The organism is Streptomyces sp. NPDC086080, assembly GCF_044540255.1.
GTDB lineage: Bacteria > Actinomycetota > Actinomycetes > Streptomycetales > Streptomycetaceae > Streptomyces.
The window spans coordinates 1-15,178 of record NZ_JBITRU010000071.1; the positions used below are offsets into that span (position 1 = coordinate 1).

Genomic DNA, 15,178 nt, shown 5'->3' on the forward strand with positions numbered 1-15,178 from the left:
CCGCGAGGTCTACCGCGCCCTGACCACCACACCAACGGAACGAATCACCCAAACCGACCTCGCTCCTGCCGCTTGACAAGCATAGGAGCATCCCCGGGAGAAACGCCGGAATCCGCTGTGCCCCGCCCTCACCGGGCGGGGCACAGCCGTGTGCGGGGACGGGATCGGTTCCGCCGATTCCGCCGATTCCGTCAGTTCCGTCAGTTCCGTCAGCTCCGTCAGCTCCACGGTTCGATGACCGTGACGCCGGCGCCCGGTGCCGTTCCCATGGCGGCGAGGGCCTGGGGCGCCGCGTCCAGACCGATCACGGACGTCACCAGGAGGTCGGGGCGGAGCATCCCCGCGCGGACCAGTTCCAGCATCGGCGGGTAGGTGTGCGCGGCCATGCCGTGGCTGCCGAGGAGTTCGAGTTCCAGGGCGATGGCGCGAGCCATGGGGACCGGTGTGGTGCCCGTCGGTGAGGGCAGCAGGCCGACCTGGACGTGGCGGCCCCGGCGGCGCAGGCCGTTCACCGAGGCGGCGCAGGTGGCGGGGGCACCGAGGGCGTCGAGGGACAGGTGGGCGCCGCCGCCGGTGAGATCGCGGACCGCCTCGGCCGGGTCCCGTACCGCCGACGCGTCCACGCACTCCGCCGCGCCGAACCGTCGCGCCAGATCGAGGGCCTGGGGCGATACGTCCACGGCGACGACCCGGGCGCCGGCGGCCGCCGCGATCATCACCGCCGACAGGCCCACCCCGCCGCAGCCGTGCACGGCGACCCACTCCCCCGCCGCCACCCGGCCCTGCTGCACCACCGCCCGGTAGGCGGTGGCGAAACGGCAGCCGAGCGAGGCGGCGGTCGCGTACGACATGCCGTCGGGGACCGCGACGAGGTTCACGTCCGCGTGGTCCAGCGCCACGTAGTGGGCGAAGGAGCCCCAGTGGGTGAAGCCGGGCTGGGTCTGCCGCTCGCACACCTGCTGGTCGCCGGCCGCGCACGCCGGGCAGGAACCGCAGGCGCAGACGAACGGCACGGTGACCCGGTCCCCGGCCCGCCAGCCGGTGACCCGCGCGCCGACCGCTTCGACGACTCCGGCGAGTTCATGGCCGGGGACGTGCGGAAGCGTGATGTCCGGGTCGTGGCCCTGCCAGCCGTGCCAGTCGCTGCGGCACAGGCCGGTGGCCTCGACGCGGACCACGACTCCGCGCTCCGCGGGCTCCGGGTCCGCGACCTCCCGCACCTCGGCCGGTTCCCCGTACCGCTCGAACACCACCGCTCGCATGCCTGGTCCCGCCTTCCGGTGAGCGTCAGTCGCTTCCGGCGGAACGGTAACCCCCGGGCGGGGGCGTACGGTCACGAGGAGGCCTTTGGGACACCCAGCCCGCACGTCCGGAGCCGACGCCCGCCGACGCGGACATGCCCGCGATCCCGCCCTCATCGTCATGGATTTATACCCCCTAGGGGTATAGTCTGACTGTAGTGGCCCCCTGGGGTCCCTCCTGTCAGCACAACCCCATCCCTACGCCCCGACGAGGAGCAACGACATGACCTCCCAGACCGACATCCAGGGTTCCGTCACCACCGTCTACAAGGTGAGCGGAATGAGCTGCGGGCACTGCGAGGGTGCCGTCTCCGGTGAGATCTCCGCGATCCCGGGCGTCAGCTCGGTGGCGGCCGTGGCGTCCTCCGGTGAGGTGACCGTGGTCTCCGCGGCCCCGCTCGACGAGGCGGCCGTCCGCGCGGCTGTGGACGAGGCCGGCTTCGAGCTGGCCGGCACGGTCTGACGCGAGGCGGCGGCGCGGCCGCCCGAACCGGGGCCGCGCACCCACCGCCCGGCGTGCGCCGGCCGTACCGGACCACCCGTTCCGTACGGCCGACGCACGCCCCCTCCCGCACCGGTTCCCGGACGTTCCTGGAGTACGGACATGACCAGCACCACTGCCCGCGAGGCGCCGGCCGCCGCCGAGCAGCAGCCGGCCGCCGCGCAGGTCGAGCTGCTCATCGGCGGGATGACGTGCGCCTCCTGCGCGGCCCGCGTCGAGAAGAAGCTCAACCGCATGGACGGCGTCACCGCCACGGTGAACTACGCGACGGAGAAGGCCCGGATCACCTACCCGCCGGGCGTCGAGGTCGCCGACCTGATCTCCACGGTGGTGCGGACCGGCTACACCGCCGAGGAACCCGCGCCGCCCGCTCCCGCGCGGGAGGGGGACGACGAGAGCGGCGCCCCGCAGGCCGACCCCGAACTGGCCGCCCTGCGCCGGCGGCTGACCATCTCCACGCTGCTCGCCCTGCCCGTCGTCCTGCTGGCGATGATCCCGCCTCTGCAGTTCGACCACTGGCAGTGGCTCTCGCTCACCCTCGCCGCACCCGTCGTGGTGTGGGGCGCCGCCCCCTTCCACCGGGCCGCCTGGACCAACCTCCGGCACGGCGCGGCCACCATGGACACCCTGGTCTCCGTCGGCACGCTCGCCGCGTTCGGCTGGTCCCTGTGGGCGCTGTTCCTGGGCGACGCGGGCACACCCGGTATGCGGCACCCCTTCGAGCTCACCGTCTCCCGCACCGACGGGGCCTCGATGATCTACCTGGAGGTGGCCGCGGGCGTCACCGTGTTCATCCTGCTCGGCCGCTATCTGGAGGCCCGCTCCAAGCGCCGCGCGGGTGCGGCCCTGCGGGCGCTGATGGAACTGGGCGCCAAGGACGTGGCCGTCCTGCGTGACGGGCGCGAGGTGCGGATCCCGGCGGAGCGGCTGGCCGTGGGCGACCGGTTCGTCGTACGTCCCGGGGAGAAGATCGCCACCGACGGCACGGTCATCGAGGGCTTCTCCGCCGTGGACGCGTCCATGCTGACCGGCGAGTCCGTCCCGGTGGACGTCACCGTCGGCGACACCGTCACCGGCGCCACGGTCAACGCGGGCGGCCGGCTCGTCGTCGAGGCCACCCGGGTCGGCGCCGACACCCAGCTCGCCCGGATGGCGAAGCTGGTCGAGGAGGCGCAGAACGGCAAGGCCCAGGTGCAGCGGCTCGCCGACCGGATCTCCGGGATCTTCGTCCCGGTGGTGATGCTGATCGCGGCCGGCACCTTCGGTCTGTGGCTCGGCTCCACGGGCGACACGGTCGCCGCGTTCACTGCGGCCGTCGCCGTCCTGATCATCGCCTGCCCCTGCGCCCTGGGCCTCGCCACGCCGACCGCGCTGATGGTCGGCACGGGGCGCGGTGCCCAGCTCGGCATCCTCATCAAGGGCCCGGAGGTGCTGGAGTCCACCCGCCGGGTCGACACCGTCGTGCTCGACAAGACCGGCACCGTCACCACCGGGCGGATGTCCCTCCAGGAGGTGTACGTCGCCGAGGGGGAGGACGAGCGGCTGCTGCTGCGGCTGGCGGGCGGCCTGGAGCACGCCTCCGAGCACCCCGTCGCGCAGGCGATCGCCGCGGGCGCCGAGGAGCGTGCCGGTGCGCTGCCGGAGGCCGAGCGCTTCGAGAACGTCCCCGGGCGGGGCGTACGCGGGCGCGTGGAGGGCCACGAGGTGGCCGTGGGGCGGCTCGCCGACTTCTCCGGGGAGCTGCCGCCCGAGCTGGCCCGGGCGAAGGACGAGGCCGAGCGTGCCGGGCGTACGGCCGTGGTGGCCGGCTGGGACGGGGTGGCGCGCGGTGTCCTCGCGGTCGCCGACACCGTGAAGGAGACCAGCGCCGAGGCGGTGCGTGAACTGCGCGCGCTCGGGCTCACGCCGGTCCTGCTGACCGGCGACAACCGGGCGGTGGCGGAGGCGGTCGCGCGGACGGTGGGCATCGACGTCGACCAGGTGTTCGCCGAGGTGCTGCCCGAGGACAAGGCCGAGGTCGTACGGAAGCTGCAGGCCGAGGGGCGCAGCGTCGCCATGGTCGGCGACGGCGTCAACGACGCGGCGGCGCTGGCTGTCGCCGATCTGGGTCTCGCCATGGGCACCGGCACGGACGCGGCGATCGAGGCGGGCGACCTGACCCTGGTGCGGGGCGATCTGCGGGTGGCGGCGGACGCAATACGGCTGTCCCGCCGGACCCTGTCCACCATCAAGGGCAATCTCGTCTGGGCCTTCGGCTACAACGTGGCCGCCTTGCCGCTGGCCGCCGCGGGGCTGCTGAACCCGATGATCGCCGGTGCCGCCATGGCGTTCTCCTCGGTCTTCGTGGTGACGAACAGTCTGCGGCTGCGGGCGTTTCATTGAGGTCTCAAGTTGGGCTGAACCCCTGGAGTCCGATAGGACCCTCACATAAGCTCTTCACACGGCTCGCGCATCTTCCTTACGCTTGAGTCCCGTGAGCGGTTTGCGGGCCCCTGCGCAGGTTGGGGAGATACGCAAGAGACGCAGATCACAGTGATCTGAAGGTAACCATCGAAGGGGTTCGAAGGTCTAAGTTGGCACTGTCAGGCAGCGTCTTGGGGGGCGTTTCCTGACAGCTGGGGATGTCTTGGGGGACTTACCCAGAGATTGCGTTGCCGGGGCACGTACCCGCCGGGGAGCTTTGAGCGGCCCTCCCGAACGTGCGTTGTCCCGGCAGACCGCACACCGACGAGTGCGGCGGGTTCAGGTCCGTCCGTGCTCACACAGCGATTCAGGCGCTGTTCTCACAAGCGCCCGGCCGGATCCCGTGGGGGGAATCCGCACCGGGACATGGGAGGGCGCCCCGGTACGTCGGCCCGTGGGGGGACCGGCGGCCGGGGCGCCTTCTCCTTTGCTGCCGTACGTACATCACACCGACGAGGGCGCGGTCTTCCGTGCGGCTCGCGGCTCGCGGCTCGCGGCTTCGACTTGCGGCTTGCGGCTTGCGGCTTGCGGCTCGGCAGCATGCCTGAAGGGGCGCGGGGAACTGCGCGACCGGCCACGGACCGGCCGGCAGCCGCCCACACCCCTTCAGCAACGAGCTATCAGGCGCACGGCGCACCGCGCACGCCTCACCGGCACGGTGTCAGCGCTGCTCGACCGGGATGAAGTCGCGCTCGACGACGCCCGTGTAGATCTGACGCGGACGGCCGATGCGGGAACCCGGCTCCTTGATCATCTCGTGCCACTGGGCGATCCAGCCCGGGAGGCGGCCGAGGGCGAACAGGACCGTGAACATCTCGGTCGGGAAGCCCATGGCCCGGTAGATCAGGCCGGTGTAGAAGTCGACGTTCGGGTACAGGCTGCGCGAGACGAAGTAGTCGTCGGAGAGCGCGTGCTCCTCCAGCTTCAGCGCGATGTCCAGCAGCTCGTCGGACTTGCCGAGGGCGGACAGCACGTCGTGCGCGGCGGCCTTGATGATCTTGGCGCGCGGGTCGAAGTTCTTGTAGACCCGGTGGCCGAAGCCCATCAGACGGACGCCGTCCTCCTTGTTCTTCACCTTGCGGATGAAGGAGTCGACGTCGCCGCCCGCGGCCTGGATGCCCTCGAGCATCTCCAGCACCGACTGGTTGGCGCCGCCGTGCAGCGGGCCCCACAGGGCGGAGATGCCGGCGGAGATCGAGGCGAACATGTTCGCCTGCGAGGAGCCGACCAGACGCACCGTGGAGGTCGAGCAGTTCTGCTCGTGGTCCGCATGCAGGATGAGCAGCTTGTCCAGGGCGGAGACGACGACCGGGTCGAGCTCGTAGTCCTGCGCGGGGACGGAGAAGGTCATCCGCAGGAAGTTCTCGACGTAGCCGAGGTCGTTGCGCGGGTAGACGAACGGGTGGCCGACCGACTTCTTGTAGGCGTACGCCGCGATCGTCGGAAGCTTGGCCAGCAGGCGGATGGTGGAGAGGTTGCGCTGCTGCTCGTCGAAGGGGTTGTGGCTGTCCTGGTAGAACGTGGACAACGCCGAGACGACCGACGACAGCATGGCCATCGGGTGGGCGTCGCGCGGGAAGCCCTTGTAGAAGTTCTTGACGTCCTCGTGCAGCAGGGTGTGCTGCGTGATGTCGCCCTTGAACGCGGCCAGCTCGTCGACCGTCGGCAATTCGCCGTTGATCAGCAGGTAGGCGACCTCCAGGAAGGTGGAGCGCTCCGCGAGCTGCTCGATCGGGTAGCCCCGGTACCGGAGGATGCCGCCCTCGCCGTCGAGATAGGTGACCCCGGATTTGTAGGCGGCGGTGTTGCCGTAGCCGCTGTCCAGCGTCACCAGACCGGTCTGGGCGCGGAGCTTTCCGATGTCGAAGCCCTTGTCACCGACAGTGCTGTCGATCACCGGGTAGGTGTACTCGCTGCCGTCGTACCGCAGTACTACAGAGTTGTCGCTCACGTCTTCCCTCACCGACCTAGTGCCTCATCTTCGAGGTGCCCTGATGTCTCCACCATCCCCCACTTGGCGCAGGAGGGTGCACTCGGGGTCGACCATCGGGCCTATTCGCGGCACTGAGTGCCGCCAACTTGCCCATCCTGCCCGTTGCGTTCGCGATCCGGAAGGCCTCTGTGACCTTCGTGACTCATTTGATCGATCATTTTTTGGTGACAGAGCGCTCACAGGGCCGCATCGGCCCGCTGAGAGGTCGTCGGACCGGCGAGGCGGAAGTCCAGGGCCGTGCACCGGCGGCCCGCCGAGACCGTGCGCACCGCCTGCCCGATCGCCTTGCGGGAACCTACGAGGACGACCAGCCGCTTGGCCCGGGTGACCGCCGTGTAGAGCAGATTGCGCTGGAGCATCATCCAGGCGCCGGTGGTCACCGGGATGACGACCGCCGGGTACTCGCTGCCCTGGGAACGGTGGATGGTCACGGCGTAGGCGTGCGCCAGTTCGTCCAACTCGTCGAAGTCGTACGGCACCTCCTCGTCCTCGTCGGTCAGTACCGTCAGGCGCTGGTCGACCGGATCGAGCGAGGTGACCACGCCCACGGTGCCGTTGAAGACTCCGTTCTCCCCCTTCTCGTAATTGTTGCGAATCTGGGTCACCTTGTCGCCCACGCGGAACACCCGGCCGCCGAACCGCTTCTCGGCGAGGTCGGGGCGGCCGGGGGTGATGGCCTGCTGGAGCAGCCCGTTGAGCGTGCCCGCACCGGCCGGTCCCCGGTGCATGGGCGCGAGGACCTGCACGTCACGGCGCGGGTCGAGGCCGAACTTCGCCGGGATGCGCCGGGCCGCGACATCGACGGTGAGCCGGCCGGCCTCCTCGGTGTCGTCCTCGACGAAGAGGAAGAAGTCCTTCATCCCGTCCGTGACCGGGTGCTGCCCGGCGTTGATCCGGTGGGCGTTGGTCACCACGCCGGACTGCTGCGCCTGGCGGAAGACCCGGGTCAGCCGGACGGCGGGCACGGGGCTGCCGTCGGCGAGCAGATCCCGCAGCACCTCCCCCGCCCCGACGCTGGGCAGCTGGTCGACGTCCCCGACGAAGAGCAGGTGGGCGCCCGGAGGCACCGCCTTGACCAGCTTGTTCGCGAGCAACAGGTCCAGCATGGAGGCCTCGTCGACCACCACCAGGTCGGCGTCCAGCGGCCGCTCCCGGTCATAGGCGGCGTCGCCGCCGGGCTTGAGCTCCAGCAGCCGGTGCACGGTGGAGGCCTCGGCCCCGGTCAGCTCGGCGAGCCGCTTGGCGGCGCGGCCGGTCGGGGCGGCGAGCACCACCTTCGCCTTCTTGGCGCGGGCCAGCTCCACGATCGACCGCACGGTGAACGACTTGCCGCAGCCCGGCCCACCGGTCAGCACGGCGACCTTCTCGCTCAGCGCCAGCTTGACGGCGGCCTCCTGCTCGGGGGCGAGATCGGTGCCGGTACGGCCCTTCAGCCAGCCGAGCGCCTTGTCCCAGGCCACGTCCCGGAACGCCGGCATCCGGTCCTCGTCGGTCCGCAGGAGCCGCCGCAGCTGGGCGGCGAGGGCGACCTCGGCCCGATGGAAGGGGACGAGGAAGACGGCGGTGACGGGATCACCGCCCTGCGGATCGGGCACCTTCTCGCGCACGACCCCGGGGTCCTCCCCCGGATCCTCCGGCTCGGCGGCGAGTTCGGCGAGGCATTCGATCACGAGCCCGGTGTCGACCTGCAGCAGCTTCACCGCGTCGGCGATCAGCTTCTCCTCGGGGAGATAGCAGTGCCCCTGGTCGGTGGCCTGCGACAGCGCGTACTGCAGTCCGGCCTTCACCCGGTCGGGGCTGTCGTGCGGGATGCCGACGGACTGGGCGATCTTGTCGGCGGTGAGGAAGCCGATGCCCCAGACGTCGGCGGCGAGCCGGTACGGCTGGTTCTTCACGACGGAGATCGAGGCGTCGCCGTACTTCTTGTAGATGCGCACGGCGATGGAGGTGGACACCTCCACGGTCTGGAGGAACAGCATCACCTCCTTGATCGCCTTCTGCTCCTCCCAGGCGTCGGCGATCTTCTTCGTCCGCTTGGGCCCGAGCCCCGGCACCTCGATGAGCCGCTTGGGCTCCTCCTCGATGATCTTCAGGGTGTCCAGCCCGAAGTGCTGCGTGATCCGGTCGGCGAAGACCGGCCCGATGCCCTTGACCAGACCCGAGCCCAGGTAACGGCGGATGCCCTGCACGGTGGCCGGGAGGAGGGTCGTGTAGTTCTCGACGTGGAACTGCTTCCCGTACTGCGGGTGCGACCCCCAGCGCCCCTCCATCCGCAGCGACTCCCCCACCTGCGCGCCGAGCAGCGCGCCGACGACGGTGAGCAGGTCAGCGGCGCCTCGGCCGGTGTCGACGCGGGCGACGGTGTAGCCGTTCTCCTCGTTGGCGTACGTGATGCGCTCCAGCACGCCTTCGAGCGTGGCGAGCCGACGCTGGTCGCCGGGGGCCGTGGGTGACGGGTTGGACATGATCCGACGGTACCGGTGGGGTGTGACAGGGGGGCGGGGCTACCGCGTCTCGTCCGGGCGGGGGTGCGCGGGGCGGTGGTGCTCGGTGACGGCGGTGAGCAGGCGGGTGAGTTCGTCCCGCTCACCGGGAGCCAGGGGGGCGAGGAGTTCGCGCTGCGCGTCGTCGATGAGCGCGTCGAGGCGTTCGAGGCGGCGGCGGCCGGCGGGGGTGAGGGTGATGACGTTGCGGCGGCGGTCGGCGGGGTCGGGGTCGCGGCGGACGCACGCGGTGTCCGCCAGTGCGTTGAGGACGGCGACCATGTCGCTGCGGTAGATGCCGGTGCTGCGGCTGAGCTCGGCCTGGCTGGCGGCGCCGGCCTCGGCGAGCGTGACCAGCACGGCGAAGTGCCACTTGTGGGCGCCTTCGGCGGCCAGGCGTTCACTGACGAGCCGGTCGGCGGCGAGCGCGGCCCCGGCCAGCAGGCGGCTGGGGATGGCGCGCAGCCGGGCCGGGGCGGGCTCGGGGGTCGGGCTCACGGGCTTCCTCCACGTCTTGTGTTAGTGACACTAACAGCCTAACTTCATTAGTGGCACGAACGTTCGTCTCCCAAACCATTACTCTCGGAGTGAGACCGTGATCAAGCCGTTCCGCATCGACATCCCCCAGGCCGACCTCGACGACCTCACCGACCGCCTCTCCCGCACCCGCTGGCCCAACGAGGTCGCCGACGCCGGGTGGGACTACGGCTTCCCGCTGGCGCGGCTGAAGGAGCTCGCCGAGTACTGGCGCACCGGCTACGACTGGCGTGCGCACGAGGCCCGGCTGAACGAACTCCCGCACTGCACCACCGAGATCGACGGCCAGACCGTCCACTTCGTCCACGTGCGGTCCGCGAAGCCGGACGCGCTCGCGCTGCTCCTCACCCACGGCTGGCCCGGTTCGTTCCTGGAGTTCCTCGACGTGATCGAGCCGCTGTCGCGGGACTTCCACCTGGTGATTCCGTCCATCCCGGGATACGGCTTCTCGGGCCCGACCCACCGGCGCGGCTGGGACATCATCCACGTCGCCCGGGCCTGGGCCGAGCTGATGCGCCGCCTGGGCTACGAGCGCTACGGCGCGCAGGGCGGTGACTTCGGCTCGGGCATCTCCCTGGCGCTCGGTGCGGTGGCACCTGAACAGGTCGTCGGAGTGCACGTCAACTACCTGCCCACCCGGCCGGACCCGGCCGCCGGCGTCGCCCTCTCGGACACGGACGAGGCCCGGCTGGACAAGGTCCGGCACCTGATGGCCCACCGCCCGCCGTACCAGGCGCTGCAGGCCACCACCCCGCAGACCATCGGCTACGCGCTGACCGACTCACCCGTGGGCCAGCTCGCCTGGATCGCCGAGCGCTTCGCACAGTGGACCGACCCCCGCTCACCGGTCAGCGACGAGCGGATACTCACCGACGTATCCCTCTACTGGCTCACCGCCACCGCGGCCTCCTCGGCACGGCTGCACCGCGAGACGGCGCGACGCACCGAGCCGTGCCCGGTGCCGGTGGGTGTGGCGGTGTTCGCGCACGACATCACCCAGTCGGTGCGACCGCTGGCCGAGCGGCTGTATGACGTCCGGCACTGGACGGAGTTCGAGCGCGGCGGCCACTTCGCCGCGATGGAAGTCCCGGACCTCCTCGCGGGGGACGTCCGGGACTTCTTCGTCGCCCTCGGCGGGGCAGGTTGAAAGCTGCTTTGTACGGGGCTTGCCGGGAAACCCCATCCACGGGTTTCGGCCGAATGCTTCTCCGGCCACGGCGGGACCCGGTCGTCCGCCATCCACGGCCGTATCTCCCGGGCCTTACCAACGGTGTGGCAGCGGGTCATCGCCCACCGCACCCGCGCTCTCGGGTCACGTCTCATCAGGCGTGGAGACCACCGCGTTCCAGACGACCACGTCCACGGTGAGCTTCAAGGGATCGGGGGCGTACTTGCGCACTTCGACCCAGGCCCAGCGCCGCTCTGTCGTCACCACACAGGCCGTGACACCCGACCTCAGGTCGTCCCACTCGATCGTCCCTACCAGCGCCGTCTGTGCGTAGCACGTCGTCGGGGAGCGCTCCTTGCCCGTCGTCACGATCAGCCGGGGAGCGTCCAGCCCTCCGCCGAACCCGTTCGGGTCCAGGTAGAGGTCCGCTCCCTTGTGGGTGAAGGTCCTGGCGTCCCAGTTGGGGGCGTCCGAATCGAGATCGAGGCTGATGTCCGCGACCATGTCGATTCCCTCACCGGAGCGAAGGACAGAGTCCTGGGCCGGCACGACGTCGTCGACGGGATCGCCTGTCGTCGGCTCCGTTGTGGGTTCGGACGACGATCTCGTCTGCTTGGTTTCGGTGACCGTCACCGTGGGCGTGGGTTCGGGTGCACCCACATCCACGCGGACGGTGTCGGTCAGGATGGCGACCCCTGCGGTGATCGCTGCCGCGATAATCGTTGCCGTCGCGGTCAACGCAGCGGCTCGAACCCGTTCGAAGCGGTGACGCGGATGACCACCACGCTCCCCGTCCGCGGGGCCGGGCGCGCCTGCGGGGCCATTGCCCTCCGGCGTCGTTCCCCCCGGTGCACTGCCACGTGATCGCACGCCATCTGGTTCAGGCACGGTTCCCCCCGGCTGCTGAGCGGATGCGCACGGACCGCAACAGACCATCGCATCGCAGGCTTTCATGAATCATGCGAGCGTAGCGGGCCTTGAGCGACACAGAGGGAAAAGACCGAAATAATCGGATGGCCTGCCGGCCGCTGCACTACCCTGTCCGCGCGCCTGGGTGATCAGTTTCGTGGAGTCGAGGAGCGAGGCCCACAGTGAGGCCCGGCGTGGACCTGAACGGCCGTCACCACGTCCGGTGCACGGTTGCCTTGCTGCCGGTCACCAGGCTTGCCGGCGGAACGTCCTCGGCCACGACCGCACCGGCGGCGACCACGGCGTCACGGCCGATGCTGACGCCGGGCAGGATCGTGGCACCCGCACCGATCCACACGTTCTCCGCCACGTCGATGGGCGCGCCGGTGAGGTACAGCCGCCGCTCCTCGGGATCAACGGGGTGGCCGCTGGTGATGAACGTGACCTTGGGTCCGATCATCACGCGCTCGCCGAGCCGGATACCGGCGTAGTCCAGGAATGTGCAGTTCTGGTTGATGAAGACGCGCTCGGCGAGATCGAGGTTCAGGCCGTGGTCCGTGTAGAAGGGCGGATAGATCGTGACTCTCGGCGGCAAGGGCTTGCCGAGGATCTGCTCGAACAGGTGCGCCTTGCCCGCTTCATCCCCGAAAGGCAGGACGTTCAGGCGGGAGGTGAGTTCGGTGACCCGCAGGACCCTGTCGGCCATGGCCTGGAACTCGGCGCTGCGGATGCGCATGAGACGGTCGCTGGGCATGCTGCAGATCCTCTCTGCGGAACGGATCGATCATCTAACCACCCGGCACCGCACGGCTGTTCACGACCGTGTCGGCCTCCACCGAGTGACCGGCAGGTCCGGGAGGCGTACACCGAGACGTCGCCGCTGTCCGCCCAGCAGCCGGCGTCCACCTCCTCGAAGCCCCGGGTGACCGTCGCCCCGGCGGGCCGGGAGCCGAGCCCCGCCGCCCTGCGCGTGCGCTGGTCGCCGCCGGGCACGCTGCGCATCGGGGCGTGGGACGCGGTGGGGACGGACGTCGAGATGCTCGCGAAGGTGCTGGAAGCCTTCGCCGGGTACGAGCATTCAGGCCTGGAGGTCGCCGGGCTGCGCCACGTGAGTCACCCCGACGCACGGGTCCCCCGCGGTCGCCGACGCCCTGTTCACGCTGCTGGACGAGGACGGCACCTCACCCGCCTGGAGGCCGCCTACGGCCTCGCCCTGCGCGACGACCCGCGCACCGCCGAGGCCATCGGGCGAGTAGGAGACGACACCTTCGCGGACGACCACCGGTGGTGCACGCTGTGGCGCCGGCAGTACGACAGGGAACACCCGGCCGCCGGGTGACGGACCCCACACGACTCGTGTCCCATCCGGTCACAAGATTGCACCACAAGCGCACCGGGTCGAGCGGGGAACAGCGGTGAACGTGCCCAGTCCGACGAGGGCGAAGTCGATCCGTTCATCCAGGTCAGCGCCCGGACCGGCCCCAATTGACCGTAGCTCCCCAAGCTGAGAACACGAGTCTGATTCTCGTTGCCCGCCCATGAAGAAGGCCCAGGTCAGCGACCTGGGCCTTGCTGGTTGACGAGAGCTTGGGCGCGTGTCTCAGGCGACGGTGTACTCCGCGTCCCCGAAGTCTGCGACCACCCGCAAGCGACCGCCGAGCGCTTCCACGTAGGCCCGGAGAGTCGCGACCTCCGCGCGATCCAGCTCACCGTGCTCGATGGCGGAGACCCGCGGCGCCGAGACTCCCATCGACGCGGCCACTTGGCGCTGAGTCAACGCCTGCTCACGCCTGACCTCCGCGAGCTTGTGAGCACGCACTTCGGCGGTCAATCGGTCCATGGCCGCTTGCTTCTCCTGAGGCGACCGCACCGGCAACCCCGAGGCCGCACGCCGCTCGCGCGCCCTGCGCTTGGTCTCCTCCCAGCTCACGGTGCTCATTCGTACTCCCTGGTTTCAAGACCGACCAGATGTGCCTGGTACCGCTCTTCGGCAAGCGGAATGTTGATGTCGTACCAGCGCTGCCAGTTTCCGGCTTTGTCACCGGCCACCAGCAGGACTGCCCGGCGCACCGGATCGAAGGCGAAGAGGATGCGGATCTCACTGCTCCCGGATGATCCTGGCCTCAACTCTTTCAGATGATGGTTCTCAGCACCCTTGATCCGATCCACCAGCGGACGGCCGAGCGTCGGGCCCGTTGCCGCCAACATGTCGATGGCGTCTTCTACCTGTTCAGAGCTGTCCCAGTCCTCTTCGGCCAGCGCCTCGAACCACGCCGCGACCTCCCCGACGAGAACCACTTCCCATTGAGCCACGGCCACAATATTAATGCAAGGGTTAACCTCACTGTGGTGGCCGACCCGGTAGGAGCCGACGCTCGGAGTGCACGCCGGGCAGGCTCGGACAAGACCTGCCAGTGGTGTGGCCCGCCCCCGTAGATCACGAGGCGGAACGCCATCCTGGCGTTCGCCCGGAAGGTTCAGGGATCGGTGTCGACGAGAGCTGAGCGCGCCACGCCTGGTCGAGGCCGGCACGTTGTACGCCTCCGTCGCGCAGCAGCCGATGGAACTGGGCCGGATCGCGGTGCGGAACGCGTTACGCGCCGCCGACGGCAAGAACGTGGAGAAGATGGTGAAGGTGCCCGTGAAGGCGGTCACCAAGGAGAACGTCGCCGACTTCGAGGGCTGACGTCCGGGATCGGGGAGCAATTCATGTACGACTACGACCTCCTGGTCGTCGGATCGGCCAACGCCGATCTGGTGATCGGTGTCGAGCGGCGGCCGGGCGCCGGGGAGACGGTGCTCGGGTCCGACCTTGTCGTCCACCCGGGCGGCAAGGGCGCGAACCAGGCGGTCGCGGCCGCCCGGCTCGGTGCCCGTACGGTCCTGCTGGCGCGGGTGGGTGACGACGGGCACGGGCGGCTGCTGCTGGACTCGCAGCGGGCCGCCGGGGTGGACACGGTGGGTGTGCTGGTGGGCGGGGCGCCGACCGGGGTCGCGCTGATCACGGTGGATCCGTCGGGGGACAACAGCATCGTCGTCTCCCCGGGCGCCAACGGCCGGCTGACGCCGGCGGACGTGCGGGCGGCCACGAGCCTCTTCCACGCCACCCGGGTGGTGTCCACCCAGCTGGAGATCCCGCTGGAGACGGTCGGGGAGGTGGTGCGGAGCCTGGTCCCGGGCAGCCGGTTCGTACTGAACCCGTCCCCGCCGCAGCCCCTTCCCGCCGAGGTGCTGGCGGCCTGCGACCCGCTGATCGTCAATGAGCACGAGGCGAAGGTCATCCTGGGCGACGCGGGCGGAATCAGCGACGAACCCGAGGACTGGGCACGGCTGTTGCTGGCCAAGGGGCCGCGTTCGGTGGTGGTGACGCTGGGCGCGGAGGGTGCGCTGGTGGCCTCCGCGGAGGGCGTCGCCCGGGTGCCGTCCGTCGCGGTGCACGCCGTGGACACCACCGGCGCGGGCGACGCGTTCACGGCCGCCCTGGCCTGGCGCCTCGGCGCGGGCGAGCCACTCGCCGAGGCGGCGGCGTACGCGGCCCGGGTGGGAGCGGCGACGGTCACGAAGGGAGGCGCGCAGGTGTCCTTCCCGACGGCGGAAGAGGTCGCTGCCCTGTGAGAAGAGCAGGGAATCCTGAACCGGCAGAAAGCCGCACGAAAACCCATGTGGGGCGAGCAACTCCTCGGTGAGGCCGGCCTGGTGGCAGCCGGGCCTCACTGGGGTGGCGTCCGGATGCTCCTATGCTTGTCAAGCCACTGGAGCAAGGTCGGTTTGGGTGATTCGTTCCGTTGGTGTGGTGGTCAGGGCGCGGTAGACCTCGCGGGC

14 protein-coding genes are annotated in these 15,178 nt (G+C 70.3%); 6 read left to right on the top strand and 8 right to left on the bottom strand.

Annotated elements, in window-relative coordinates; translation table 11 throughout:
* Positions 1 to 218: 218 nt before the first annotated feature.
* Positions 219 to 1,262, bottom strand: a complete 1,044-nt coding sequence (locus tag ACIF9R_RS37415) for a zinc-dependent alcohol dehydrogenase family protein (RefSeq protein WP_399987463.1) — start codon at positions 1,260 to 1,262, stop codon at positions 219 to 221.
* A gap of 262 nt (positions 1,263 to 1,524) precedes the next feature.
* On the opposite strand from ACIF9R_RS37415, the gene ACIF9R_RS37420 reads away from it, so the two are divergent.
* Both ACIF9R_RS37420 and ACIF9R_RS37425 read left to right on the top strand, forming a co-directional pair.
* Positions 1,525 to 1,764: a heavy-metal-associated domain-containing protein gene (locus ACIF9R_RS37420; protein ID WP_399987465.1), complete on the top strand. Its 240-nt coding sequence runs from the start codon at positions 1,525 to 1,527 to the stop codon at positions 1,762 to 1,764.
* Positions 1,765 to 1,905: 141 nt separating this feature from the next.
* Complete coding sequence (locus ACIF9R_RS37425) at positions 1,906 to 4,185, top strand: heavy metal translocating P-type ATPase (protein WP_399987467.1); 2,280 nt, start codon at positions 1,906 to 1,908, stop codon at positions 4,183 to 4,185.
* A 742-nt stretch (positions 4,186 to 4,927) separates the two neighbouring features.
* Here ACIF9R_RS37425 and ACIF9R_RS37430 read toward each other — a convergent pair.
* The 3 genes from ACIF9R_RS37430 to ACIF9R_RS37440 form a co-directional block, all read right to left on the bottom strand.
* A complete protein-coding gene (locus tag ACIF9R_RS37430) occupies positions 4,928 to 6,217 on the bottom strand; it encodes a citrate synthase (RefSeq protein WP_399987469.1) in 1,290 nt (429 codons plus the stop codon).
* Positions 6,218 to 6,435: 218 nt separating this feature from the next.
* On the bottom strand, positions 6,436 to 8,724 hold the full coding sequence (locus ACIF9R_RS37435; protein WP_399987471.1) for an ATP-dependent RecD-like DNA helicase: 2,289 nt from the start codon (positions 8,722 to 8,724) through the stop codon (positions 6,436 to 6,438).
* 39 nt (positions 8,725 to 8,763) lie between these two features.
* On the bottom strand, positions 8,764 to 9,240 hold the full coding sequence (locus ACIF9R_RS37440) for a MarR family winged helix-turn-helix transcriptional regulator (protein ID WP_399987473.1): 477 nt from the start codon (positions 9,238 to 9,240) through the stop codon (positions 8,764 to 8,766).
* Positions 9,241 to 9,337: 97 nt separating this feature from the next.
* On the opposite strand from ACIF9R_RS37440, the gene ACIF9R_RS37445 reads away from it, so the two are divergent.
* Entirely contained in the window at positions 9,338 to 10,426 is a 1,089-nt protein-coding gene (locus tag ACIF9R_RS37445) for an epoxide hydrolase family protein (protein WP_399987475.1), read from the top strand.
* Between the two features lie 165 nt (positions 10,427 to 10,591).
* On the opposite strand, the gene ACIF9R_RS37450 is transcribed toward ACIF9R_RS37445, so the two are convergent.
* Both ACIF9R_RS37450 and ACIF9R_RS37455 read right to left on the bottom strand, forming a co-directional pair.
* Positions 10,592 to 11,185: a hypothetical protein gene (locus ACIF9R_RS37450; protein ID WP_399987477.1), complete on the bottom strand. Its 594-nt coding sequence runs from the start codon at positions 11,183 to 11,185 to the stop codon at positions 10,592 to 10,594.
* Between the two features lie 382 nt (positions 11,186 to 11,567).
* Positions 11,568 to 12,110 (bottom strand): DapH/DapD/GlmU-related protein, encoded by a 543-nt coding sequence (locus tag ACIF9R_RS37455; protein ID WP_399987479.1) that lies wholly within the window; start codon positions 12,108 to 12,110, stop codon positions 11,568 to 11,570.
* A gap of 168 nt (positions 12,111 to 12,278) precedes the next feature.
* On the opposite strand from ACIF9R_RS37455, the gene ACIF9R_RS37460 reads away from it, so the two are divergent.
* Positions 12,279 to 12,695 (top strand): hypothetical protein, encoded by a 417-nt coding sequence (locus ACIF9R_RS37460; protein ID WP_399987481.1) that lies wholly within the window; start codon positions 12,279 to 12,281, stop codon positions 12,693 to 12,695.
* Positions 12,696 to 12,956: 261 nt separating this feature from the next.
* On the opposite strand, the gene ACIF9R_RS37465 is transcribed toward ACIF9R_RS37460, so the two are convergent.
* Together ACIF9R_RS37465 and ACIF9R_RS37470 are read right to left on the bottom strand one after the other, a co-directional pair.
* The gene (locus ACIF9R_RS37465; RefSeq protein WP_037935478.1) at positions 12,957 to 13,295 is read right to left on the bottom strand and encodes an XRE family transcriptional regulator; all 339 of its coding nucleotides are present in this window, start codon (positions 13,293 to 13,295) and stop codon (positions 12,957 to 12,959) included.
* Entirely contained in the window at positions 13,292 to 13,678 is a 387-nt protein-coding gene (locus tag ACIF9R_RS37470; RefSeq protein ID WP_399987485.1) for a type II toxin-antitoxin system RelE/ParE family toxin, read from the bottom strand. Before ACIF9R_RS37470 ends, ACIF9R_RS37465 begins: the two co-directional genes overlap by 4 nt.
* A 211-nt stretch (positions 13,679 to 13,889) precedes the next feature.
* Between ACIF9R_RS37470 and ACIF9R_RS37475 the strand changes: the two genes are divergently transcribed.
* Positions 13,890 to 14,042, top strand: coding sequence for a hypothetical protein (locus ACIF9R_RS37475; RefSeq protein WP_399987487.1), 153 nt, complete (start codon positions 13,890 to 13,892; stop codon positions 14,040 to 14,042).
* 23 nt (positions 14,043 to 14,065) lie between these two features.
* The gene (locus tag ACIF9R_RS37480; RefSeq protein WP_399987483.1) at positions 14,066 to 14,971 is read left to right on the top strand and encodes a ribokinase; all 906 of its coding nucleotides are present in this window, start codon (positions 14,066 to 14,068) and stop codon (positions 14,969 to 14,971) included.
* Positions 14,972 to 15,178 lie beyond the last annotated feature (207 nt).